General features: G+C 44.9%; 18 protein-coding genes and 6 tRNA genes. 8 read left to right on the forward strand and 16 right to left on the reverse strand.

Annotated features, from left to right (window positions below):
• The first annotated feature begins 56 nt into the window (after positions 1 to 56).
• Positions 57 to 863, forward strand: coding sequence for a YdcF family protein (locus tag Aso01_RS08855; protein ID WP_042065369.1), 807 nt, complete (start codon positions 57 to 59; stop codon positions 861 to 863).
• On the opposite strand, the gene Aso01_RS08860 is transcribed toward Aso01_RS08855, so the two are convergent.
• The 9 genes from Aso01_RS08860 to Aso01_RS08900 all read right to left on the reverse strand — a co-directional run bounded on the left by Aso01_RS08860 (position 860) and on the right by Aso01_RS08900 (position 3,193).
• Entirely contained in the window at positions 860 to 1,324 is a 465-nt protein-coding gene (locus tag Aso01_RS08860; protein WP_004935204.1) for a DUF2750 domain-containing protein, read from the reverse strand. The two genes, Aso01_RS08855 and Aso01_RS08860, sit on opposite strands and share 4 nt — an antisense overlap.
• Positions 1,325 to 1,407: 83 nt before the next feature.
• Positions 1,408 to 1,483: transfer RNA gene (locus tag Aso01_RS08865), tRNA-Val, on the reverse strand.
• A gap of 98 nt (positions 1,484 to 1,581) precedes the next feature.
• A tRNA-Asp gene (locus Aso01_RS08870) sits at positions 1,582 to 1,658 on the reverse strand.
• Positions 1,659 to 1,696: 38 nt separating this feature from the next.
• Positions 1,697 to 1,772: transfer RNA gene (locus Aso01_RS08875), tRNA-Val, on the reverse strand.
• Positions 1,773 to 1,793: 21 nt separating this feature from the next.
• A tRNA-Asp gene (locus Aso01_RS08880) sits at positions 1,794 to 1,870 on the reverse strand.
• Positions 1,871 to 1,916: 46 nt separating this feature from the next.
• A tRNA-Asp gene (locus Aso01_RS08885) sits at positions 1,917 to 1,993 on the reverse strand.
• A 24-nt stretch (positions 1,994 to 2,017) separates the two neighbouring features.
• Positions 2,018 to 2,093, reverse strand: a tRNA-Val gene (locus Aso01_RS08890).
• A gap of 190 nt (positions 2,094 to 2,283) precedes the next feature.
• A complete protein-coding gene (elsL, locus tag Aso01_RS08895) occupies positions 2,284 to 2,793 on the reverse strand; it encodes a cell wall-recycling L,D-carboxypeptidase ElsL (protein WP_039909836.1) in 510 nt (169 codons plus the stop codon).
• Positions 2,780 to 3,193: a YbaN family protein gene (locus Aso01_RS08900; protein ID WP_004935198.1), complete on the reverse strand. Its 414-nt coding sequence runs from the start codon at positions 3,191 to 3,193 to the stop codon at positions 2,780 to 2,782. The genes elsL and Aso01_RS08900 overlap by 14 nt, the downstream gene beginning before the upstream one ends.
• A gap of 141 nt (positions 3,194 to 3,334) precedes the next feature.
• Here Aso01_RS08900 and Aso01_RS08905 point away from each other — a divergent pair, with 141 nt between their 5' ends.
• From Aso01_RS08905 to dapE, 3 genes are all read left to right on the forward strand, one after another.
• Positions 3,335 to 4,204 (forward strand): DUF1853 family protein, encoded by an 870-nt coding sequence (locus Aso01_RS08905; RefSeq protein ID WP_004935195.1) that lies wholly within the window; start codon positions 3,335 to 3,337, stop codon positions 4,202 to 4,204.
• Between the two features lie 131 nt (positions 4,205 to 4,335).
• Positions 4,336 to 4,479 (forward strand): entericidin A/B family lipoprotein, encoded by a 144-nt coding sequence (locus Aso01_RS08910; RefSeq protein WP_088459345.1) that lies wholly within the window; start codon positions 4,336 to 4,338, stop codon positions 4,477 to 4,479.
• A 118-nt stretch (positions 4,480 to 4,597) separates the two neighbouring features.
• The gene (dapE, locus tag Aso01_RS08915) at positions 4,598 to 5,731 is read left to right on the forward strand and encodes a succinyl-diaminopimelate desuccinylase (protein WP_004935190.1); all 1,134 of its coding nucleotides are present in this window, start codon (positions 4,598 to 4,600) and stop codon (positions 5,729 to 5,731) included.
• Positions 5,732 to 5,773: 42 nt separating this feature from the next.
• Here dapE and Aso01_RS08920 read toward each other — a convergent pair whose 3' ends face one another.
• The 5 genes from Aso01_RS08920 to pilG all read right to left on the reverse strand — a co-directional run bounded on the left by Aso01_RS08920 (position 5,774) and on the right by pilG (position 12,941).
• On the reverse strand, positions 5,774 to 10,063 hold the full coding sequence (locus Aso01_RS08920; protein ID WP_004935189.1) for a hybrid sensor histidine kinase/response regulator: 4,290 nt from the start codon (positions 10,061 to 10,063) through the stop codon (positions 5,774 to 5,776).
• Between the two features lie 67 nt (positions 10,064 to 10,130).
• Positions 10,131 to 11,585 (reverse strand): hypothetical protein, encoded by a 1,455-nt coding sequence (locus Aso01_RS08925; protein WP_004935184.1) that lies wholly within the window; start codon positions 11,583 to 11,585, stop codon positions 10,131 to 10,133.
• A 42-nt stretch (positions 11,586 to 11,627) separates the two neighbouring features.
• Positions 11,628 to 12,158, reverse strand: coding sequence for a chemotaxis protein CheW (locus Aso01_RS08930; RefSeq protein WP_004935181.1), 531 nt, complete (start codon positions 12,156 to 12,158; stop codon positions 11,628 to 11,630).
• 1 nt (position 12,159) lies between these two features.
• Entirely contained in the window at positions 12,160 to 12,531 is a 372-nt protein-coding gene (locus Aso01_RS08935; protein WP_004935180.1) for a response regulator, read from the reverse strand.
• A 26-nt stretch (positions 12,532 to 12,557) separates the two neighbouring features.
• Positions 12,558 to 12,941, reverse strand: coding sequence for a twitching motility response regulator PilG (gene pilG / locus Aso01_RS08940; protein WP_004935175.1), 384 nt, complete (start codon positions 12,939 to 12,941; stop codon positions 12,558 to 12,560).
• Positions 12,942 to 13,265: 324 nt separating this feature from the next.
• Between pilG and Aso01_RS08945 the strand changes: the two genes are divergently transcribed.
• From Aso01_RS08945 to Aso01_RS08960, 4 genes are all read left to right on the forward strand, one after another.
• Positions 13,266 to 13,823 (forward strand): hypothetical protein, encoded by a 558-nt coding sequence (locus Aso01_RS08945; RefSeq protein ID WP_370685103.1) that lies wholly within the window; start codon positions 13,266 to 13,268, stop codon positions 13,821 to 13,823.
• A gap of 58 nt (positions 13,824 to 13,881) precedes the next feature.
• Positions 13,882 to 14,988: an efflux RND transporter periplasmic adaptor subunit gene (locus tag Aso01_RS08950; RefSeq protein ID WP_004935169.1), complete on the forward strand. Its 1,107-nt coding sequence runs from the start codon at positions 13,882 to 13,884 to the stop codon at positions 14,986 to 14,988.
• A gap of 16 nt (positions 14,989 to 15,004) precedes the next feature.
• Complete coding sequence (locus tag Aso01_RS08955) at positions 15,005 to 18,106, forward strand: efflux RND transporter permease subunit (protein ID WP_004935165.1); 3,102 nt, start codon at positions 15,005 to 15,007, stop codon at positions 18,104 to 18,106.
• 102 nt (positions 18,107 to 18,208) lie between these two features.
• On the forward strand, positions 18,209 to 19,921 hold the full coding sequence (locus tag Aso01_RS08960; protein ID WP_004935161.1) for a proline--tRNA ligase: 1,713 nt from the start codon (positions 18,209 to 18,211) through the stop codon (positions 19,919 to 19,921).
• 51 nt (positions 19,922 to 19,972) lie between these two features.
• Here the strand turns inward: Aso01_RS08960 and Aso01_RS08965 are convergent, their stop codons facing one another.
• Both Aso01_RS08965 and Aso01_RS08970 read right to left on the reverse strand, forming a co-directional pair.
• Positions 19,973 to 21,040 carry a hypothetical protein gene (locus tag Aso01_RS08965; RefSeq protein WP_081401048.1) on the reverse strand — a complete coding sequence of 356 codons (1,068 nt, stop codon included), beginning with the start codon at positions 21,038 to 21,040 and terminating at the stop codon, positions 19,973 to 19,975.
• 15 nt (positions 21,041 to 21,055) lie between these two features.
• Complete coding sequence (locus Aso01_RS08970; protein ID WP_004935155.1) at positions 21,056 to 23,311, reverse strand: DUF6160 family protein; 2,256 nt, start codon at positions 23,309 to 23,311, stop codon at positions 21,056 to 21,058.
• Positions 23,312 to 23,322 lie beyond the last annotated feature (11 nt).

Consider the following 23,322-nt stretch of genomic DNA (forward strand, 5'->3'; position numbering starts at 1 on the left):
GCATTTTTTTATTTGCTATGATGAGCCGATCTTTTATATTTGACTTTGGCTTGATTATGCAGCATGTGACTTTAGCCAACCATCCATATACGCTGGGGCGTGTATTGGTACTCGGTTTAGGTTTGATTTTACTTATAGACGGATTAGCGCTGATTGCACTAAATAAAAGTCATTTTGGTGTACAAGTCACCTGTGCTACTGGTATCTTTTTAACGCTAAGCAGCCTGTATGGCCCTACTTTATTAAAAAAATTTGCACATCGTCCACGTGTTTTACGCTGGATCTATTTGGGCTGGACTGCATTTTGGCTATGGCTGGCCAGCGTGATCATTTTTTTTATTTTTTTGAGCCTACAATCTTTTAGCACACCTCAAATCTCTACACCCCGTGCCATCATTGTACTGGGGAGTGGCGTCGAAAATGGACAGCCATCGGCCATTTTAGCCGAACGCCTGAACAGTGCGGCATACTATGCTCAACACCATCCTCAAGCATTGATCATTTTAAGTGGCGGACTAGATGCACGTGAGCAAAAAACCGAAGCCGAAGTAATGGCTCAGTATTTACAGCGCAAATATCCGATGCTGAAGAATCCAGTCGCACTTGAAAATCGAAGTACCAGTACCGAACTCAATCTTAAAAACAGTCGGCCTATTCTTGAGCAGCAACATATTTCTTTGCAAGATCCTATTGTACTGACAACCAGCGATTTTCATATCTTGCGTTCAAAGGCCATTGCACATAAACAAGGCTATCAACAACCAATCATGCTCAGTGCGCCCACTCCCCTTTTGAGCCGCTATAACACATGGCTACGCGAATACTTCGCCTTTATTAGTGGCTGGATTTTACGCGAGTACTAATTTAAACGGATCGTTCGAGGTTTTGGCAACTTAATATCTTCAAATAATTGAGGCTGCTGCACGTACAACTGATACAAGTAGTTTTTGATATCGAGCAGCATGGCTTCAGGGCGCACCAGAATATTTTGACCTTCGGGTGTAAGATTTAAGGACAACAGTGTATTTTTTTCACGTAAATACGGAATAATTTCTTGTACAAAATTCAATAAAGGAATTTCACGGGTTTGATAACTTTCCCAAGCCCCTTTAATCATGAGCTGTGCTAGCCCCTTATTTTGCCATATCGCAAACGCTTGCTGACCGTTTGGAGTGCCGCACAGGGCCCAGCCATCATCGTACAATGCCATTAATTGACGCTGCGCCACAATGCTTTCGATAAACTGCTTATAAAGTTCTTTTGGTTGTAATGTGGTGTGCTCGGAAGTCACTGATGCAGCTTTGCGTTGGTACGGATTTCTCATGAAAATTCATCAGTAACAGAAAAAAGATCTACTTGAATTTTATGAAAAATTTATAGATGACGCAATAAGGAGATGAGAAATTATGGTGGGCGCTGACGGGATCGAACCGCCGACATTCTGCTTGTAAGGCAGACGCTCTACCAACTGAGCTAAGCGCCCTGAGAGATAAAAACTGAAGGACTCAATTTTTAACTTTTCAAGTGCTGCGTGATGCAGTCCTTGAATCATACATTTTCTTGATCAGGGAATCAAGGAAATGGCGCAGCGGACGGGGCTCGAACCCGCGACCCCCGGCGTGACAGGCCGGTATTCTAACCAACTGAACTACCGCTGCACTACATTATCTCATACGAGATATATGGTCACTAAACTTGGTGGGCGCTGACGGGATCGAACCGCCGACATTCTGCTTGTAAGGCAGACGCTCTACCAACTGAGCTAAGCGCCCGCAAAGGTGTCTTGTTTAAAGTGGCGCAGCGGACGGGGCTCGAACCCGCGACCCCCGGCGTGACAGGCCGGTATTCTAACCAACTGAACTACCGCTGCACTTCAACAAAGTCACTTTTGTGGCAAACGATGATTAAAACTTAAGTGGCGCAGCGGACGGGGCTCGAACCCGCGACCCCCGGCGTGACAGGCCGGTATTCTAACCAACTGAACTACCGCTGCACTTGAGTCTTAACATGAAGAGCTTGGTGGGCGCTGACGGGATCGAACCGCCGACATTCTGCTTGTAAGGCAGACGCTCTACCAACTGAGCTAAGCGCCCTTCAACGTCTTCATCGTTTGTGAGGTGCATTATAGAGAAACTTCACAGAGTGTCAAACGCTTTTCACCGACTTTTTTAAAAAACTCTATCGAGTGATTAAAAAATAGGTTGTTTTGCTAAAAAACCAGCAAATTCTGTATTTTATTTAAACATTACATGCAAAATCATACAGATGAACCCTAAAAAAATATTACGACATTTCCACTTTTATTTCTGAAATATACACCAGCGCCTGCTCAGGAATGACTTCGAATAGCTCAATCAGATCTGTATTTCGCATTCGAATACAGCCATGCGACATCGGAATCCCCATGGGCTGCGTATCTGGTGTACCGTGGATATAGATATAACGCTGCTTAGAATCACAGCCTTCACCTCGGTTAAAACCCTCTTCTAGCCCATCGAGCCATAAAATGCGACTTAAAATCCAGTCACGATCTGGATGTTCGGCGGCAAGTGTATCGCTGTACACCTCTCCGGTAGGCTGCCGTGCAATAAAAACGGCATTGATTGGTGCAGTATGACCAAATTTTTCTGCAATCCGATGCCATCCACGAGGAGTCTTGCCACTATTTTCCTGTTCTCCAATCCCATTTTTTCCACTGGAGATCGGATAAGTCTTATGCTGTTTGGGTAAATAGAGGGTTTGTGATGCCAGATCAACCACAATATCGGCGGTATTCAAATTAAACATGATCATTTTCTGTGGATGCAGAGTGGACTTTAGAGTTTAACGCTGCTGAAGTGGGTTCAGGTCTTAACCATAACCAAATCGCAACAATCAACATAATGCTATCGGTGAAAATTTTGACCCAAAGCGGTGCGTTGGTAAATAGCATCAGAATGCCACTGATCAGCATCATGATGGAAGCAATCCATTTGGCCTTACGGGGAACTGTGCCGTGAGCACGCCAGTCGCGCAATGTGGGACCATATTTAGGATGATTTAGCAACCAAGCATCCATTTCTGGCCAGCCTTTAGATGCAGCCCAGGCCGCCAAGATAAGAAATACAGTGGTGGGCATACCCGGTAAAATTGCACCAATAATACCAAGTATGATAAATATCACCACTAAGGTACGCCAGAATAGTGTCTTCATTGTTGCAATCCTGCTCTGCAAAATCGTGTCTCTGTGAGTACCTTGCCACTGCGGAGTCAATTGGCCAAAAATATATGGACAGGTTTTATTAAGCTGTGCTCACGAGTATTATAATTCAAGTGATGACGTCAGGATTTATAAATGACTTATTTTTCTTCATGTTTGAATCAACATGAACCTTGGTTTCAGTTCAAACACGATTGTGTACGTCATCTTGCCTTTACGTTGGCGAGTCCAAATATTATCTCGCAGGTGCCCGAAGAACTGCGTTTAGAAACGCCCTTTGAGCTGCATAGCACGTCCTTTTGGTTACAACAGTACGACCATTATGTGCAACGTTTAAAAGCGCTAGATCAAAATCCTAGTCCGTTATTGGAGTTTTTAGGTCAGTTGCGCAGTACCCGTATTGGGCTGCGTTTTGAATATATGCTCTGGTTTTGGTTGCTCGATACTGAATATCACGCATATAAACTCATCGGACACAGCATTCAAAAAATGAAGGGCACGCAAACCATAGGTGAGCTGGATTTTCTGGTCTATAACACGACTGAGCAACGTATTGAACACTGGGAAGTTGCACTCAAATACTATTTAGGTGAAAAAGATTTAAGCTTGCCTTATTGGTATGGTCTGAACCGTGAAGATACCTTATTGAAAAAACTAGCTTATTTCACTGAACGCCAATTTCAATTTGAGGAGGCGCTGGGTCATCGCATTGATCAGCGCTTTGCCGTACTCAAAGGTCAGTTATATAGTCCACAACACATGCAACACCCCAAGCTCCCTAAGTGGCTAAATTCGCATAGGCGCATTGGATACTGGGGCTTTCAGACTCAAGCTGATTTTCGTCGGCTGACACGTCATGAATGGATGTGTCCACAACTACATGGCTCAACCACACCTGCTTTATGGTGGAGCAATGGACTTTATGTGAATACACAAAATCCGGCAGATTGCTATATGTTTCGTCAGGCGCCAGCCGTGCCTTGGGTGCCCGGCATGTTTGAATAAAATAATAATTCTTAAGAATAATTCTTCTTTGAAACATTTATTAACGTTTCTACTATCAAAAAGTAATGTTCTTTTAGACGTTTAGTTTTTAATCTCTAGTTACATCAGAATTAAATCTAAAGTGGAGACAGATGATGAAAAAAATCTTAGCTGCGTCAATTATGGTTGCTTTTGTTTTAACTGGCTGTAACACCTTTAAGGGGTTCGGAAAAGATGTATCAAGCGCTGGTGATGCGGTAACCAACACTGCGCAAAAAACTCAAAATAAAATCTAATTTTATTTGAAGCAAAAAAACCTTATCTTTTTGATAAGGTTTTTTTATTTGAGCATACCCATTAGTTGATGTTTGACCTATGATATTGAGTTAGATTTTTCCAGACTCAAATTTTGGTATGAACCCTTCCGATACTCTCGAACTCAGTTTAGATTTACTTCGCCGCCCCTCTGTGACTCCTGAAGATTATGATTGTCAGGCGCTGATGGCCAAACGTCTTGCGCACGTTGGCTTTCATATTGAAAACATGCGCTTTGGCGAAGTCGACAATTTATGGGCGCGCCGCGGTACTCAAGATCCTGTGTTCTGTTTTGCTGGCCATACCGATGTGGTTCCTACAGGTAACCTTGAGGCATGGAACAGCGATCCGTTTCAACCTGAAATTCGCGACGGTATTTTATATGGGCGCGGTGCTGCCGATATGAAGACCGCACTAGCAGCCATGGTGGTGGCCTCTGAACGCTTTGTAAAAAAACATCCAGATCACAAGGGCTCTATTGCGTTTTTGATTACGTCTGATGAAGAAGGCCCATCAATTAACGGTACGGTAAAAGTGGTTGAAACTCTCGAAGCACGTAACGAAAAAATGACGTGGTGCCTAGTGGGTGAACCATCGAGTACCAGCCAGTTAGGTGACATTATTAAAAATGGCCGTCGTGGCTCATTGAATGCCGTTCTGACAGTGAAAGGCAAACAAGGTCATGTGGCCTATCCTCACCTCGCACGTAATCCGATTCATCTCGCCTCTGCTGCCCTTCACGAACTTTGTGAGACTGTGTGGGATCACGGTAACGAATATTTTCCGGCAACATCTTTTCAGATTTCAAATATTCATGCGGGAACTGGTGCGACCAATGTGGTGCCCGGTACGATGGCTGTTACCTTTAATTTCCGTTATTCGACTGAAGTGACTGCCGAACAGCTTAAAGAACGTGTACTGGAAATTTTACAGCGTCATGGCCTTGAGTATGATATTTCATGGACACACTCAGGATTACCATTTTTGACTCCTGTTGGTGAATTGGTGAATGCCGCGACCACTGCCATTAAAAATGTTACCGGTGTCGATGCCAAACTTTCGACCAGCGGCGGTACATCTGATGGCCGTTTTATTGCACCGACTGGCGCGCAAGTACTTGAGCTGGGTGTTTTAAATGCATCTATTCATCAAATCAACGAACACGTCAATGTCGCCGATCTGGAGCCTTTGGCCGAGATTTATGAGCAGATTCTTGAAAATTTATTGACTTAATATTTAAGGGCTCTTCGGAGCCCTTTTTCATTTCAGCCATGATCATAAAACGGTTTGCCTAGTTGCTTGCATCAGCAGCATCTGGATTTTGGCGAGCAGTTGTTCCTCTTGAAAAGGTTTGCCCAGATAATCGTTCACCTCAAGCTGCTGTGCCATCTCGCGGTATTTTTCGCCCGTACGTGAGCTGATCATGATAATCGGTAAAGCTTGCAGTAAATTGTGCTGACGTAAACGACGGGTAAATTCGAACCCATCCATTCGCGGCATCTCAACGTCGAGTAAAATGACATCTGGACGAATGTGCTCCAGCTTCTCTAGCGCATCTTGGCCATCTTTGGCTGTTACTACATCGTACCCTTGGCGTTCGAGTAAACGTGATGTGACCTTTCGAACCGTCACTGAATCATCAACCACCATGATCATGGCTCGCTCTTCACGTATAGCGCGCTCGTGGTCGGTATCGTGGCGATATTGTCGTGGCTGTTGATCGACTTGTTCTGCAATGGTAATCGGATCTAAGATCAAACAGACTTGCCCATCGCCTAAAATCGATGCGCCCGCCACCACTTTAACCTGACTAAACTGTTGCCCGATTGGTTTCACCACAATCTGACCACGTGATCCGACCACCTGATCAACCAGCAACGCCACCTGCGGCCCTGTGCTGGAATGAATCAGCAACACCTCCAGCTCACCAGTAATGGTTGACCAGTCTGGCTCGACCACATTACTTACAAATTCACCCAGATAACGTAATTTGTAGCGGGTATTATCAAGCTCAAAACGATCTTGCTGGCTATTAAAGTATTGTTCCAAAATCAGCGGCGATAAGCGCACAATACGCTCAATTTTACCCAGTGGTAAGGCATATTGCTGATCAAGCACCTTGACCATCAGCGCGTCACTGACCGCTACTGTGGTGGGCACACGCAGGCTAAATGTGGTTCCCATACCCGCTTGGGCAGTCACGGTGATTTTACCTCCAAGTGCCTTGATTTCGTTATGCACAATATCGAGGCCAACACCACGCCCTGAAATATGGGTAATTGCAGACGCCGTTGAAAACCCCGGGTAAAAGATATACTGGAAGATTTGATCGTCATCTAAAGTATGAAAATGGTCTAAATAGCCCAGTTGCTGCGCCTTGTTTGCAATTGCATTGCTGTCCATGCCTCGACCATCATCTTTTAACTGCAAGACCACATCAGTACCATGACGGCGGATAGAAAGCTCAATGGTCCCGATTGATGGTTTACCTTGGCTCAATCGTGTTTGCTGATCTTCAATACCATGATCGATGGCATTGCGGAGCATATGTTCGAGCGGTACGACCAAACGCTCTAGAATACTCCGATCTAACTCGCCTTCTGTATTGTGAACCAGCAGTTGAGTTGGTCGATTCAGCGCCAGAGCAGTTTGTCGGACGGTGCGTTGTAAGCGTGGTAAAAGATGCGAAAACGGAACCAGGCGAGTACGAATCAGATTTTCTTGCAGATCGGCCTGAATTCGCGATTGCTGGAGCAGTAAACTTTCGGTATCTCGAATTTTTTCGGTCAAACTGGTACGAAAATCGAGTAAATCCGATGCCGATTCTGCCAAGGATTTACTTAAATGATAAAAATTTGAATATTGCTCTGGCTCAAGCGTGGCGGTATGTTCACCAGAAAGTTGTTGTAAAGATTGTGTATCTAACACCCGATCCAGATGTTTAAGCTGACGCGATAAACGCTGAATCGCCAGTTCCATTTCACCCAAAACGGTATCGACCTGCGCAATATCCATCTGAATTCGGGAGCGATTGATGGCGTTTTCACCAGACTGATCAATCATTTTGTCAATCAGATCTGCCGAAACACGGATCATTTCATTGCTTTCATCAACCGCAATGGAAGTGTCCCACTCACCATGCATAGACGGCGGCTCTGTGCCGTCACCCGGACTAACCGCACCCGATTCGGACAATGATGCAGCGATCTGTTCAAACTGTACCGGAAACAAAGGTTGGGTCAGCTCTAACTGCTCAAGTTGATGCTTAAGTTCGTGATAATGATCGTAACGCGTATCAAAAATTGCCAGTCTCAACCACTGTACGGCGTTGAGAAGTAATGGATCGTAGCTGCTCGTTTTAGAATTGTGCAGATTCATCCGCTCAAAGGTAATCTCAAGTCGCGTGGTAATGTCCATGACATATTTGAGTTCGAGCAGCCGTGCACTGCGCGTTAAGCGATGAAAAATACGTTGTAGCTCCAACAGCAAATGACGCTGATGACGCTCCTTGATCCATTGCTGAAGATTGAGTTCGGCCTGTGAAAGCAAATCTTGTGCTTCATCCACAAACATTTTTTCGACCAAGGTTTGCGGAAAAGTCTCAGAGGCGGCGGGTACTGAATTGAACGCCAGTACTTCACCCAAGCTCATCTGATCGTCAAGCTTTAACCCAGCCTGCTCGATTACTTGGTTTTGAGTAAAATCCGCTTCAGCGAATGCGGCCGGCAACCAGTCTTCGATATGTTGAAGCACATCCAAGACATGACTTACCGGAAACTCTACTGCATGCTGATACAGGTTTTGAATCCGTTCGGCCAGATCATCATGCACAATTCGAATGATCTTGATCAGTTCGAATGAAACATCTAATTGCTGATAGATCAGACGTTGATAAATCGATTCCAGCTCATGTGCAATTAAACCGATCTGATTTAGCTGAACCATATTGGCACCCCCTTTTAAGGTGTGCAAAAACCGGATCAGATGTTGCAAGATATCTAAATTATATGGCGCTTCGGCCCAGAGCGTCAGCTCGGTTTCGACGCCTGCCAGTAGTTCTTCACTCTCTTCAAGGAAAATTTCCAGCAAACTGTCATCGACCTGTAACGGCTGTGCCAGCACAAGCTGACGATCTTCTGCCAAATAAGACATCAGTCGCATGTCGAGATTAAGTACTGAATCGGTACTGATGTCACTATGTTGAGTCGTTACACTTTGAGAAGCAAATTCTTCCAAATCAAGCGGTTTAAATGGCTTGATTTCTCGATTGAGCTGATCAAACAGCACCTGATACGGTGTAAAAGAACTAATGTGCTGTGCCGCAGCCAAACTATCAAACAGCCCCACAAATGCGGTATGCACTGGCTGGAATGCATCATATAGGCTTTGAGGAAAATCACTACTCGTGATTCCGATGAGTTCTTGATAAACCGATTGCAAATGCTGGGTAAAAATATGCAAAACACGTGTTCGGTCTGTATCGGTCGCAGCGTATAGGCTTGCGGCCTGTTCCTGTAAAATCACAATATAATCGACCGACTGGTGCCGTATACGATCTTGAAACTCAAATTCGGCATCGAGCAAATCATCAATTTCAAGTGCGAGTAAGGCCGCTACCACACCGCCATTAAGCTGTAACTCATGTGCAGCAGTCGATTCGAGCTGATGCTGATAAAGCTGATACTGATCTAAAAAGATATCCAGTAGTGGTTGAAGCGTCTTGGCCTCTAAGCCATGCTGAATGTTGTGCACCGCCTGTGTAATAAATTCCAGATACTGCCCAAGCAAAGCCTGCTCGGTAGAGAGTAGTGCTCCATGCTGGAGTAATCTCTGCTTGATTGTGCTTTCAAGTGCTGTACTGGCATCAAAAATCGCATCGATACAGGCCATGGATGAGCTACCACGTATGGTATGCAAGGCACGTAACAGTCGGTTAAAGTCATCATCCGAAGGGGCTGAGTTTGCTAAAAAATGATGGATATCTGCAACATAAACCGAGATTTCTTCTAGAAAAATGACAATAGATTCATTTAGTTTGACGCTGTTAGTTGGCGCGAGTTCCAATTCATCAGCTGTCTGAGATGCTCTCATGAGCAGAGTCATCAGCGCAGGTTCAATCTCGAGATTGAGTTGTAACTGTGACCCAATAAACGCGTAGGGCCGTAAATCGACACGATGTGGCTGGCGTTGTTTAAAATCCTCAATCAGTTCATCTCGATAAAGCCGATAAACCTGAGCCACATACTGCTGAATCGGGAGTGTAGTAGGTAAAATTGAGTTGAGAATTCGTGTCAGGGTTTCCTCCACCATCCATGCAATTTCACTCGATGCATTGGCCCCCACCATCCGGCCCGTACCTTTTAAATTATTAAAGTGCCGACAGATTTCTTGCAACAAGGCTTGATCGTCAGGCGTCGTATGCCAAGCCTGAATCAGGCGCTCCAATGCACTAAACACCTCTTCGAGCTCTTCAATAAAAACGTCAAGAATCTCCTGATCCTGATCCAGATATTGATCTTCAGGCAAGGTCAGCGCCGCCAGACGCGTATTTAATGCGGTGTCCATATCCGAATGCTGTGCTCAGCAACCCCAATCTTCATGCGCTGTTTTCATCCCCTTAATCAATTCTTTTTTATTTGGTCATCTCTAGTTGGTAACCAGAAATTGCCAGCTCTAATTCTTTAATGATCGCATTCAACTGCTGAAGATACAATCCGAGCTGCTGCTCTTTGGCATCACAACCACTCATTTCTGTTGTTTCTGTTTGACCGCTGTGTTGCGCGTGATGCGTAAGGTGCGTTGCGATCTGTTCTGCGTGTAGTAAGGTGAGACGTGCCTGATCTAGCTCCGTTACAGACCGTTGTACCGAATCAATTAAATGTCGGTACTGCTGCAACATCATGTTCAGGGCATCTGCAATTGTACCGGTAAAATCCTCTGAAACAGTCGCTGGCCGCCTTAAATCACCCTCGGCGAAATCACTGATCTCATTGAGTAAACGTAAGATTGCGTGCTGATGCTGACTGGTTTCATAAGCACTTTCGAACTGCTGTGCTGTATCAGCAACCTTTCGCATCGGTAAACGCATCAACTGCCAAGTCGCGTAAGCCAATCCGAGTAATGCAATCACAACCACACTGATCAAGAGTATGGCAAACATATTGTTCTGACTTTTTGCCAGGTGATCCAGCGACTGTAATAATTGCTCAGATTGTTTGGGTAACTGCCAATAAGCCTGCCAAAGCTGCTCCACCTGATCAGGTTGCAATAAAACGCGCTCAATTTTAGGGTGTAATGCGCTATCAAATTCAAGTTGAATATCTTGCAGCAAAGCTCGCTGTAGCGGATCTTGCACAGCATTTAAGCCCTGCACGGGATCGCCAAGAAGCTGTCGCAGAATGCCAGCTCTAAACTGCTGGGTATCTTCAATAAAATCATGCACCGTTTGCGGTGTGGCCTGCTCAGGTAAAATGGGAGAATGTCCCCATTTTAAAAGCTGTGATGCGCTCTGCTCTTGTTGCTGGGCCAGTTTTAAATGCCCGATATGAGCAGGCTGATGCTGCATTAACTCGATTAGCTGCGCATAATTCGATTGTATTTCGGGCATCGAAAGCTGCATCGATAAATGTAAAAACTGAACTTGTCTGGCAAGATCAGGATCGGCTTGAATCCGCTCAATACTGTGTGACAAGGCCTGCCAATCGGTCATGACACGCTGATAAGCCGAGGTATCTGATGCAATCTCTGCGAGATCGTTTTGAAACTGTTGATGCGTCGCGCTTAAATTTTTACGGTTTTGCAGTGAATCTGAACGTAAAATTTCCAGTGATTCAGACATAAACTGCTGATTGAGTATGGTCAATACCACCATTTTTTGATCGACATGATGCCGTTTTTGCACATGCTGAATCAGAAAAATGCTCGAAACGAGTAGAATCGTCGTCATCAACAGCATAAGCAGGAGCAAACGCTGTAACTGCTGCGGCGATTCAAACCGATTGGAAAAATGATCTGCTTTAAACCATCCACTCCATCGGTGGTGATCTGACTCAATACGTCTGTTTTTGACGCTTGCGATCCACGTCATATCCCCACCCCTCATGATCACAACACCGTTTAAAATTTATTTTTAATGGTGCTGCGAGGCATTCATAAAATCGTGATTGCCTAATAATTGACTCAATAAAAAAATATGCCAGCGCTGCTGATACTGTTGAAAATAGCCGCGACAATACGGCTGAAACATCATGCCAAGATCATGCTGATGCGAAAAATAATGCGTTTTATTAAAATGCTGTACACCAAATACCTGATCGACAATCAGCCCGATATAATGTTGATTGTGGCTGATACACATCACTTTATGTTGTGTGTGTTCCTGATAATTCTGTTTAGAAATAAACTCAGACAAACTCGATACGGCCAGCAATCGCCCGCGAATATTTGCCAAACCTTTTAGCCAAGGCTGTGTATTGGGAACACGGGTATAACTTGGTGGATGAATGACTTCAGTGACTTCCCCTAATGGCGCAACGAAATAATGCCCCATCAATTCAAATGCGATACCTGTCCAGCGTTCTGCCTGCTCAATCGACTCATGCTGTACACTCAAATCATCTGGCGTATATGCCGCCAAATGTGTATCGCTGCTCTGAGCCATGTTATGAATCTGACAGAATATATTGCTGAATCACGTCGATCAGCTGATTTTCATCAATGGGTTTGGTCAAATACTCTTTGGCGCCCTGACGCTTACCCCAAATTCGGTCTGTGGCCTGATCTTTGGTACTCACAATCACCACTGGAATATGCTTGGTGCTTTCGCCACGGCAGATCTGACGGGTGGCTTGAAAACCATTCACACCCGGCATTACTACATCCATAAGCACCAGATTCGGCTGTTCGGCCTGAGCCAGCGTCACACCATCTGCACCATTGGTGGCTTCAAGCACTTGATAACCGTGTCGGGTCAATATTTCACGAAACCGATACGTCTCGGTGGGTGAATCATCAACGATCAATATACGCGCCATAATGACCTCAAATTTATTTATTGGAATTAAACACTGACATGATTACGAATTGCGCTTAACAATTCATCTTTACTAAATGGCTTGATCAGGTATTCATCGGAGCCCACGATACGCCCTTTGGCCTGATCAAATAATCCATCTTTACTTGAAAGCATAATTACGGGAATATGCTGGTAATTTTGTGAATTTTTAATCAGCGCACAGGTTTGATATCCATCTAGGCGTGGCATCATAATATCCACAAAAATAATATCGGGATTAGTCTGTGCTATTTTTGATAATGCTTCAAAGCCGTCTGTCGCCGTGACCACGGTATAGCCTTCTTTTTGCAGCAGCGTTTCAGCAGTACGACGAATGGTTTTTGAATCATCAATCACCATAATTTTAATTGCTTTGGATGCATCTTCCATTCATTCGTCCTTTTCAAATGCCCAATTCAGGCAAACTAATCTGTTATCAAGTGTCATGGCATTTTTACATAGTTAAAGTCTTGTTTTCAATTCATCCACTGGAACATCTTTTTTTCATTTATCTCAATTTACGCTAAACTAAAACGATAAAACCCGTGGATTTACAGCGTATAAATCCATCTTAATATACCAAGATTATGATTCAAAAAAAATTAATCTAATTTTATTGGGGAGAAGCACATGGTTCAATCCATAGAATTTGCGCCTGCTGTGCGGCGACAGCCCTTTCAGTTGGGTAAACAAGTAACGTTATTCATTTTACTCATGTTCTTCTATCTGCTTGGATGTGCAGGCGAGATTCATGCCAAATGGTATCGCTATTATGATTCGCGTGGCACTGCCAATATCAGCGCCAACGTAACGCCAGCACATATTCGCTATGGATATGAGTCGCTCGATCAAAATATGCAAGTGATTGCGAAGACGCCCGCATGGAATGGCGACCGAGACGCCAAAACTCAAGCCAGATATGAATCACAAGCACGACAACAACAATATGATCTCAAACTCAAACGTGCCTATGGCAACAGTAAAATTGCCACCATGAAACGCGATGAATCTTTAAATAGCATCAAAAAACAGATCGCATTTCAGCAAGAACAGCTCAAACAGCAACAAAATGATCGAGTGATGTATAAAAATCAGGAAAATCAATACATAAGAAAAGGGCAAAACATACCGGTATCGGTGCGCGAACACATGTTACAAAACCAGCAACAGATCCTCGCCAGCAAAGCGATGCTGAAGCAAATGCAAGACAACTATAACAGCACTCAAATCCATTATGCAGATGTGATTGCACGCTTAAAAAAAATGGAATAACCGTTATAATCGGTGGCAAAGTCGACAAACCATCACATTATTTAAAGGATAACACTGCATGCGTAGCACCCTTCTGGTTCTTTCGAAAGCGACCATACTCAGTATGAGTTTAATGGTCGCAGCATGCAGTCAAAAAGATGCCGCCGAAAGCTCACAGCAATCAGCCAATACCGCAGCAATTGAGTTAATTGGTGCCGATCTGGTGGCGGTCAAATCCGGTCAAATCGAACAGAAAACGGCATTTATCGGAACCATTCGGGCAGTCAATCAAAGTTCGGTACAGGCACAAGTGACCGCAACCGCCAGACAGGTCAATGTGAATGTCGGGCAGTCGGTGACTAAAGGGCAGATATTGGTGCGTCTTGACAATCAGGACAATGCGGCACGGCTTTCCCAAGCACGTGCCAATCTTGCGTCGGCTCGGGCACAAGCAGATTTGGCCAAAAATCTGATGCAACGAAAAAAGCGTCTGCTTGATCAAGGTTTTATTTCACGCGTGGAATACGAACAAAGTGAAGTTGATTACAAGGCACAATTAGAGACGGTGAATGCACAGCGTGCCAATGTCGATATCGCCGAAAAAGCCAATTTAGATGGCACCATTCGCAGCCCGCTTTCCGGGGTGATTACCAAGCGTCAAGTAGAACCAGGTCAAACCGTTGCGGCGGGCAGTACGCTGTTTGAAATTGTCGATCCAGCTCAGTTAGAAATTCAAGGAAAATTGCCGATCGAACAACAATCCGCATTGGCAGTAGGGAAAAAAATAAGCTTTAACATTCAAGGTGAGCGCACGGTGCAAGAGGCACGTTTAAGCCGAATTTCGCCTGTGGCCGATCAGGTCAGTCGTCAAATCGAATTTTTTGCACAACCGAGCAGCCCGATTCGCTCACTCAGTATTGGTGCATTTGTAGAAGGTTTTATTTATAGCCAGGATCAGATATCGGGGCAGATTATTCCACTCAATAGTATTCAGAGTATGGATCAACAGCCATATGTCTGGGTGGTTCGTCAGCAAAAGCTGCATAAAGTGGCCATTAAACTTTTAGAAAAACGCTTCACTGATGATGTTGCCATCGTTCAGGGATTACAACCGGGAGATCGCGTGAGCCGAATCGCATTTGAAAATAGCGATGACAACAAGGCCGTGCGCATTTCTGGCAATTAACATCAGGATTGAGTCTATGTGGTTAACCCGAATCAGCGTCAAATATCCCGTCTTTACCATTATGATGATGCTCAGTCTGATGGTATTAGGGCTGGCTTCGTGGCAACGAATGGGAGTAGAAGAATTTCCCGATGTCGATTTCCCGTTTGTGGTGGTATATACCAACTATCCCGGCGCCTCTCCTGAAGCCGTTGAATCTGAAATTACCAAAAAACTTGAAGACCAGATCAATACCATTTCGGGCCTAAAACAGATCACCTCGCAATCGAGTGAGGGATTATCCATGATTGTGGCAGAGTTCAATCTGGATGTGGCATCGAGCGTTGCAGCGCAAGATGTGCGCGATAAAATTGCGGTGGCAAAAGCTAATTTTCGTGACGAAATTGAAGACCCGGTGGTCGAACGCTACGACCCAGCCAGCAGCGCGATTATGTCGGTGGTCTTTGAAACCAACTCAATGTCACTTCGTGATTTTAGCTCTTACATCGATCAGCGGATTTTACCGCAGTTACGTACCATTCCGGGCGTCGGTACAGTCAGTCTGCTGGGCGATGCCAAACGCCAAGTACGTATTGTGGTCAATCCGCAAAAAATGCAAAGCTACGCGATTGGGATTGATCAGGTCATCAACACCCTTAAAAATGAAAATGTAGAAATTCCGGGCGGCAGTTTAAAGCAGCCGAATCAGGAACTGGTCATTGAGATTCAGTCCAAAGTGATTCAGCCCTATGGCTTTGGTAATTTGGTGGTCGCCAATAAAAACGGCGTACCGATTTATTTAAAGCAAATTGCTGAGGTTGAAGACACACAGGCCGAGCTGGAAACGGGCGCCTTTCAAAACGGTAAAACTGCTGTTTCGGTAGATATTTTAAGAAGCTCAGATGCAAACGTGATTCAGGTGGTCGACAACACTTACAAAGTGCTCGATAAAATCAAGGCACAGCTTCCCAAAGGCGCAAGTTTGCATGTGGTTGTCGATACGTCAAAAAGTATCCGCGCCTCAATTAAGGACGTTGCACGTACCATCATCGAAGGTGCCTTACTGGCAGTTTTGATTGTATTGCTGTTTTTAGGTTCTTTTCGCTCCACCGTTATTACAGGTTTAACACTTCCGATTGCCTTACTGGGTACCCTCACCTTTATCTGGGCATTTGGTTTTAGCATCAACATGATGACCTTGCTGGCCTTGTCCTTATGTATTGGCTTGCTGATTGACGATGCCATTGTGGTTCGGGAAAATATTGTACGCCATGCCGAAATGGGTAAAGACCATGTGACCGCGGCATTAGATGGCACAAAAGAAATTGGGCTGGCCGTACTGGCCACCACACTCACGATTGTGGCCGTGTTTTTACCTGTGGCATTTATGGGCGGTATTATCGGACGTTTCTTTTATCAATTTGGCGTGACGGTCAGCACCGCGGTTCTGATCTCGATGTTTGTCAGTTTTACTCTCGATCCGATGCTCTCTGCGCACTGGAAAGAAAAACCGCGTAACCGCCCACCAGGCCGAATCAAACGCTTTTTTAACTGGATTTCTAAAGAACTCGATAAACTTACCCATGTTTATGAGCGTGTTCTCAAGCTCGCACTGCGTTTTCGTCTGATCACCCTCCTGATCGCGATTGTTTCTCTGGTCGGAGCGCTGGGCTTATCCAAGCTGATTGGTACCGAATTTGTACCCACGCCCGATAAAGGTGAAGTGCGAATTAAGTTTGAAACGCCTGTCGATGCCTCTTTAGAATATACACAGGCCAAGCTGGATCAGGTCACAAAAATCGTCAATACGTTTGGCTTTGTAAAATCGACCTACGGCGTGATTAATGGCGTCACCGATCGGGGTAAAAACCATGCGACGCTTCGCGTCACGGTGACGCCACGGCAGCAACGTCAGCAAAGCCTGACCGAAATCAACAACATCTTTCGCAAACGCTTACAGTCGGTCGCAGGCATTACCGTGACCTCCGTGGCTTCTGCCGATGAGACGGTTTCGGGCGGACAAAAGCCCATCATGATTTCAATTAAAGGCCCAGATCTGGACGAGTTACAGCGTATCTCAGATCGGTTTATGGTTGAAATGAAGAAAATCAATGGCGTGGTCGATCTGGAAAGTTCACTTAAAGCACCTAAACCAACGTTGTCTATTCAGATCAATCGGGTACTGGCAAGTGATTTAGGGCTTTCGGTCAATCAGATCGCGAGCGCACTGCGCCCCTTAATTGCAGGTGAGAATGTCACCACATGGGAAGATGAGCGCGGTGAAACTTACGATGTGAATTTACGACTGGCCGAAGCCAATCGTGCACGTCCAAGCGATCTGGAAAATCTGTATTTAAGCTCGAATAAAACCGATGCCAACAATCAGCCTGTGTTAATTCCACTGGCATCTGTTGCTTCGTTTGAGCAAACCCTCGGTGCCGCACAAATTAATCGCCGCGACTTGTCACGTGAAGTACTGGTCGAGGCCAATACCTCAGGACGACCATCGGGAGATATTGGTAAAGATATCCAGCAACTGCAACAGAACTTTAAATTGCCAGCCGGCTATAGCTTCGATACGCAAGGTGCCAATGCCGATATGGCCGAGTCGGCAGGATATGCGCTGACTGCAATTAGCTTGTCGATTATTTTTATTTATATTGTACTCGGCTCGCAGTTCAACAGCTTTATCCATCCGGCGGCCATTATGGCCTCATTGCCACTGTCATTGATTGGGGTCTTTCTTGCGCTGTTTTTATTTAACAGTACCTTAAACCTGTTTTCGATTATCGGAATCATTATGCTGATGGGGCTGGTCACCAAAAATGCGATCTTGCTGATTGATTTCATTAAAAAAGCCATGGAGCGTGGTGAAACTCGTTTTGACGCAATTTTACAGGCAGGCAAGACGCGCTTGCGTCCCATTTTAATGACCACGAGCGCGATGGTGATGGGTATGGTGCCACTGGCATTGGGATTGGGTGAAGGCGGCGAACAAAGTGCTCCTATGGCGCATGCGGTGATTGGTGGCGTGATCACCTCGACCCTACTCACCTTGGTGGTGGTGCCCGTGATTTTCACCTATTTGGATGATTTGAAAAATTTCTTGTTACGCCAAAGCCGCAAATTAATGTCATAATCTGTTTTTTACGAAATGAGATGAAATCTTCATCTCATTTTTTATTATAATCTGGTGTTTTTATCGTGCTCTGTTTAAGAGCCCATTTTTAGGACTGTTTCCATGCGCGCAAGCCGCTTTTTATTTGCAACGTTAAGAGAAACCCCAAACGATGCCGAAGTGATTTCGCATCAGCTCATGCTTCGAGCCGGGATGATTCGTAAATTGGCTTCAGGTTTATATACTTGGTTGCCGATGGGCGTACGCGTATTAAATAAAGTAGAAGCGATTGTGCGTGAAGAAATGAATCGTTCAGGCGCGCTTGAAGTCTTTATGCCCGTCACTCAACCTGCGGGCTTGTGGGAAGAATCAGGCCGTTATGTGCAATACGGCCCCGAGCTTTTACGTTTTAACGATCGTCATGATAATCCCTTTGTACTTGGGCCAACTCATGAAGAAGTCATTACCGACTTGGCTCGCACTGAACTGAAAAGTTATAAGCAATTGCCAATGAACTTTTATCAGATTCAGACCAAATTCCGTGACGAAATTCGTCCACGCTTTGGTGTGATGCGTTCACGCGAATTTATCATGAAAGATGCGTACTCGTTTCATGTCGATCAAGCTTCATTGCAAGAAACCTACGACAACATGTACGATACCTACTGTCGTATCTTTACCCGTTTAGGTTTAGATTTCCGCCCTGTGCAGGCCGATACAGGCTCGATTGGCGGTTCAGGCTCGCATGAGTTCCATGTGCTTGCCGATAGCGGTGAAGACGATATCGTATTTTCGAGCGAATCTGATTATGCAGCCAATGTAGAAAAGGCAGAGGCGATTTTGGTGGGTGAGCGTGCCGCTCCTACTCAAGCCTTGAGCATTGTAGAAACACCAAATCAGAAAACCATTGCTGATGTTTGTGCCTTCTTAAACGCTGATCCGAAACAATCAGTAAAAGCGTTGTTGGTGCAAGGCAATGCCGATGAAAAAGGCGATGTCCCTGTGATCGCGCTATTTTTGCGTGGCGATCACGAACTCAACGAAATCAAGGCAGAGCATCATCCGCTTATTGCAGCACCGCTGACGTTTGCAACTGAGGCACAATTACAACAACTTGGTTTGACCGCAGGTTATGTCGGCCCACAAGGATTGCTTGAAAAAGGCCTGACCGTGATTGTCGATCGCGCAGCGTCAGTCCTGTCAGATTTTATTGCTGGTGCCAACGAAGTCGACAAACATGCCACTGGTGTAAACTGGGAGCGTGATGCAACTTATACCGAGGTTTATGACCTTCGTAATGTCGTGGATGGTGATCCATCTCCAGATGGTCAAGGTGTACTACAAATCAAACGTGGTATTGAAGTCGGGCACATCTTCCAGTTAGGTCAGAAGTATTCTGAAGCGCTGAACTGTACGGTTTTGGGTGATGACGGTAAGCCACTGGTTGTGACCATGGGCTGTTATGGTATTGGTGTCACTCGTGTTGTGGCTTCTGCCATTGAGCAAAATTACGATGAAAAAGGCATTATCTGGCCATCTGCAATTGCGCCTTTTGAGATTGCAATTGTGCCGATGAATGCGCATAAATCACCAAAAACGCTTGAAGCTGCTGAAGCACTTTATGCAGAATTGCAAGCGCAAGGCTATGATGTTTTGCTTGATGACCGTAATGAGCGTCCAGGCGTGAAATTCTCTGATCTGGAGCTAACCGGTATTCCACATCGTATTGTGATTGGTGAAAAAGGCCTAGATGCAGGAACTTTTGAATACAAAGGCCGTACTGATGCTGAGTCTGTTAACTTAACCAAAGACGAGCTCATGGCAAAACTTAAATAAGCGACTCAAATTAAAAAAGCAGGTTTGATACCTGCTTTTTTTATGAATTGACTAACAAAACTTCAAATTTCCATAACAGTTACTAATCGGCATTTGACCCAAATCGACAGGCGCCAAATTCACAGGTGTTCCTAAAAGTGCACCTGGCAAAGCCGATAATACGCTTATATTTACTGTTTGATCGATCGATAAGTTATTGAACTGAGTTTGTGGAATCGAAATCCACCAGCCTTGCTTTGCCGCATTGCTCGCCCATGTTTGATTACTCACATTTTGCCAGAATATATCCTTGCTTTGCGAGGAAATGTAAGCATTACTGGTCGCAATCAAATTCCCATTGGAGTCTGTATCGGCCACCAGTAGCTGGTGTACTGTTCTATAGGGAATATCATTCATATTCACATTGGTTAATTTTAAGTTTAATAAACTTGGCGAAGCTTGTGCCGTCATTTTTGTCAAACTAAATGTTGAGTCACGATTATTTAAAAGTGTAGTAGAATATGAATCAATCGTAGCAGATCCCCTTAATAAACCGAGTCCTAAAACAGTTGCTCTCACATCATTAATTTTTGCATTGGTTACGCGTACACCAATATCTCCGCTTAATGAGTTGATTCCAGTATCATCTGCAAGCGTAGTTAAGTCACCATTTGAGCCAATATTCATAATCCCCAGCGCCGAAAGTGCCCCTAAACGAAATCCTGTAATGGTTCGTGTGGCAGCAGAGTCTGGATTTTGAATCGCAAACTCAATAAACGGATTGGTGAGTTTAAAGTCTGTCCCTACTCCGGCCCCTTGCGCGGTTGAGCTGGTGATTCCGGTCAGTGCGATATTATCAATATCAATATCACATCCAGTTCCTTTTACACCACCACAGCCCAATTGCAATTTCTTAATATTGGCATTGAGTTCAAGTTGAGCTTCTAATCCCAATCGATAAAATCCCATGTTTCCGTTGGGGTTAGATCCGCCAGGTGCAACATAGTTTAAATTAAGCAATGCCTGTCCGGTGACTTCAGACATTTGCTGATCATCTAAAGAAGTCAAACGATCTGCAAATACAGCCTGCGTCAAACATAGTCCCGCGGCTGTCAGTAAGATGGCTTTTAGCTGTTTCATCATGATCTTCCTTGATTACCGTGGTGTAATCCCAATACTGCTACGAATGGTTCCGCCCGTAATCACCATTTGTCCAAGTTGCTGACCTGTGGAGGCAGCCGTCGGATAAAAATTAAGATTGGCTTTGAGCACTTGGGATGGTGTTTGAGATGGATTGAGATCCACTTGATTGGCCACCACAAACGTATCTTTGGTGAGTTTCAGATTCGTATTAAGATTTAAATTTCCCGAGATTTTATCTAGACCCAGCGCCGCATTCGTACTTGGATCAACAATATGGATGTAATTGCGATTTTCGTTACTGGCTGAAGCCAGTAAATTCACATTTCCTTTTAAGGTCAGATCTGAGGCGGCGCCCGGAATGAGCATTAACGAGGCGGTTCCATCCAGACGTAATCCAATTGCAAAAAGCACATCTGAGTTTTGGGTAAAATTATTTGAAGGCACAAAGCAAGCGACCGATGTACTGGTATTACATGCGGCAATATTATAACGGCTACCCGGCAATTGACCTAAAGCCAGTTCGGCATTTAAGGCAATAATAAGTTTCGTTAAATCAAGCGCGATACCATTTTGCTCAAAGCCAATACTTCCGTTGGTATCTAGAAACAAATCAATATTGCGCAAACCAGCATAGTAGTTAACTTCTTCACCACTGTTCGCATTTTTAGCACCATCAATCAACATCACCGATGTGGTTTTACTACCATCAGTATTACGCCCTTGAGTAGATAAAGCTAAACCAAAACCAATGCCTTGCTTATCTTTATTTGTGCCATAAGTAGTGCCATAGATGCCTAAGTTTGCATTTAAGTTATAAATGGGCAAACCTAAGCCCCATGTCGCGGTTTGATTATTGATTTGATTGGCACTGTCGTTGCTATTGTCGGCAATAAAGCGTGCACTGCGCGCGATGGCTTGAAACTCCATACCCCGAATGGCCAAACTTAAGATATTGGGATTCGATGTGACACTTGACTCATACAGATTATGCCGATAAATCCCGGCCTGACGCCCCAACAGCGCCGCTATGGTGGAACTAATCTGAAATTCCATCGATTGGGTTTTCACGGCATTGATATATAAATCACCAAAATTGATTTGTGCCAAATTCTGATTCAGTGCCAAATTGCTCGAACCTGTGGCAATGCCCTGACGGATCTGTAACGGCGTGAGGTTCCCAAATTCGATGGCATAGCTGTTTTTTCCGGTGCCCCCGAGCTCAAGCCGTGTGCCCTGTGCGGTGACTTGTCCGTTACTGTCTTTCACATCTGGCGTAAAACTGGCTTTCATGGCCACATGCACGCCGGTCGATCCGGTCATATCTGAGCTGGCAGTTGCAGCACCAATTTGTGCCCTACCTAAAGTTGGTCGTGCCGCATTGACAGAAATCTCTGCATCACGCAGTGCACCCGATGCCCCCAAACGCAAAATCGGTTTAACTGTGCTGTCATCATTTTGCGCGGCATACGCTGCTGGGTCTGCGCCTACATTGGCTTTATAACGCAAGTCGACGTTGAAACCCGGTTTGGTTTTGCCTGCATTGTCCAAATCGGCTACACGGTCTAGCGTGATCTGATTGGTTGAACCTGTTGTACCTTGCGCGTTGGTTGAAAGCACAAAGCCTTTGACAGGATCGAGATACATATAACCCGAGCCTTTAAAATTAAAATTAAAATCTTTTAAAACCAGTTGGTTCACCGCAGCGCTATTTTTTAAACTATAAAAAATATTGGCATTTTGCAGACCAAATTCCAGATAGCCCAGCTCTTGCGCATTGAACAGCCCATTCGCGGTTTGTAGTAAAAATTTAGTGCCGTCCCGATCTTTAATCGTCAGCGCCCCCAAGCTTTGACTACTGGCATCGGAGCAATTGGCTGTATTGGCAACATCGGAGCAAACTTTGATATCGGCAATATGTATTTGCGATGGATTGAGCGCAGCTTCGAGGCGAATTCCGGCTTTGTTGGTGGAGGTTGTACCTACATCGAATTTGATGGTACCGCCCACAGCCTGACTGCCCAGTTGTGTAATCGCCAAATTATTTAAAGACAAATTTAAGTTGCCAGAACTGCCATCTGCAAACGTGGTATTGTCTTTCCAGTTAATCTGGTTAGCTGTGACTTTATCGGTTTGAAGTTGCACGGTCAGGCCATCTTTACCCGATACCTCTCTGAGGTTTTGATCTGAGAGTGCTTCCATTGCAACGGTATATTGTGCAGTTAAAATACTCAGCATCAGCACAGTTAAACGCGTTTTATTTTTATTCATTTATCTGTCCC

The organism is Acinetobacter soli (assembly GCF_000760595.1).
Lineage (GTDB): Bacteria > Pseudomonadota > Gammaproteobacteria > Pseudomonadales > Moraxellaceae > Acinetobacter > Acinetobacter soli.

What these genes read in the sequence shown, in the direction of transcription:
- Aso01_RS08855 (WP_042065369.1), top strand. Translation starts at nt 57, where the DNA reads ATGCAGCATGTGACTTTAGCCAACCATCCATATACGCTGGGGCGTGTA.
- Aso01_RS08860 (WP_004935204.1), bottom strand. Translation starts at nt 1,324, where the DNA reads ATGAGAAATCCGTACCAACGCAAAGCTGCATCAGTGACTTCCGAGCAC.
- elsL (WP_039909836.1), bottom strand. Translation starts at nt 2,793, where the DNA reads ATGATCATGTTTAATTTGAATACCGCCGATATTGTGGTTGATCTGGCA.
- Aso01_RS08900 (WP_004935198.1), bottom strand. Translation starts at nt 3,193, where the DNA reads ATGAAGACACTATTCTGGCGTACCTTAGTGGTGATATTTATCATACTT.
- Aso01_RS08905 (WP_004935195.1), top strand. Translation starts at nt 3,335, where the DNA reads ATGACTTATTTTTCTTCATGTTTGAATCAACATGAACCTTGGTTTCAG.
- Aso01_RS08910 (WP_088459345.1), top strand. Translation starts at nt 4,336, where the DNA reads ATGATGAAAAAAATCTTAGCTGCGTCAATTATGGTTGCTTTTGTTTTA.
- dapE (WP_004935190.1), top strand. Translation starts at nt 4,598, where the DNA reads ATGAACCCTTCCGATACTCTCGAACTCAGTTTAGATTTACTTCGCCGC.
- Aso01_RS08920 (WP_004935189.1), bottom strand. Translation starts at nt 10,063, where the DNA reads ATGGACACCGCATTAAATACGCGTCTGGCGGCGCTGACCTTGCCTGAA.
- Aso01_RS08925 (WP_004935184.1), bottom strand. Translation starts at nt 11,585, where the DNA reads ATGACGTGGATCGCAAGCGTCAAAAACAGACGTATTGAGTCAGATCAC.
- Aso01_RS08930 (WP_004935181.1), bottom strand. Translation starts at nt 12,158, where the DNA reads ATGGCTCAGAGCAGCGATACACATTTGGCGGCATATACGCCAGATGAT.
- Aso01_RS08935 (WP_004935180.1), bottom strand. Translation starts at nt 12,531, where the DNA reads ATGGCGCGTATATTGATCGTTGATGATTCACCCACCGAGACGTATCGG.
- pilG (WP_004935175.1), bottom strand. Translation starts at nt 12,941, where the DNA reads ATGGAAGATGCATCCAAAGCAATTAAAATTATGGTGATTGATGATTCA.
- Aso01_RS08945 (WP_370685103.1), top strand. Translation starts at nt 13,266, where the DNA reads ATGTTCTTCTATCTGCTTGGATGTGCAGGCGAGATTCATGCCAAATGG.
- Aso01_RS08950 (WP_004935169.1), top strand. Translation starts at nt 13,882, where the DNA reads ATGCGTAGCACCCTTCTGGTTCTTTCGAAAGCGACCATACTCAGTATG.
- Aso01_RS08955 (WP_004935165.1), top strand. Translation starts at nt 15,005, where the DNA reads ATGTGGTTAACCCGAATCAGCGTCAAATATCCCGTCTTTACCATTATG.
- Aso01_RS08960 (WP_004935161.1), top strand. Translation starts at nt 18,209, where the DNA reads ATGCGCGCAAGCCGCTTTTTATTTGCAACGTTAAGAGAAACCCCAAAC.
- Aso01_RS08965 (WP_081401048.1), bottom strand. Translation starts at nt 21,040, where the DNA reads ATGAAACAGCTAAAAGCCATCTTACTGACAGCCGCGGGACTATGTTTG.
- Aso01_RS08970 (WP_004935155.1), bottom strand. Translation starts at nt 23,311, where the DNA reads ATGAATAAAAATAAAACGCGTTTAACTGTGCTGATGCTGAGTATTTTA.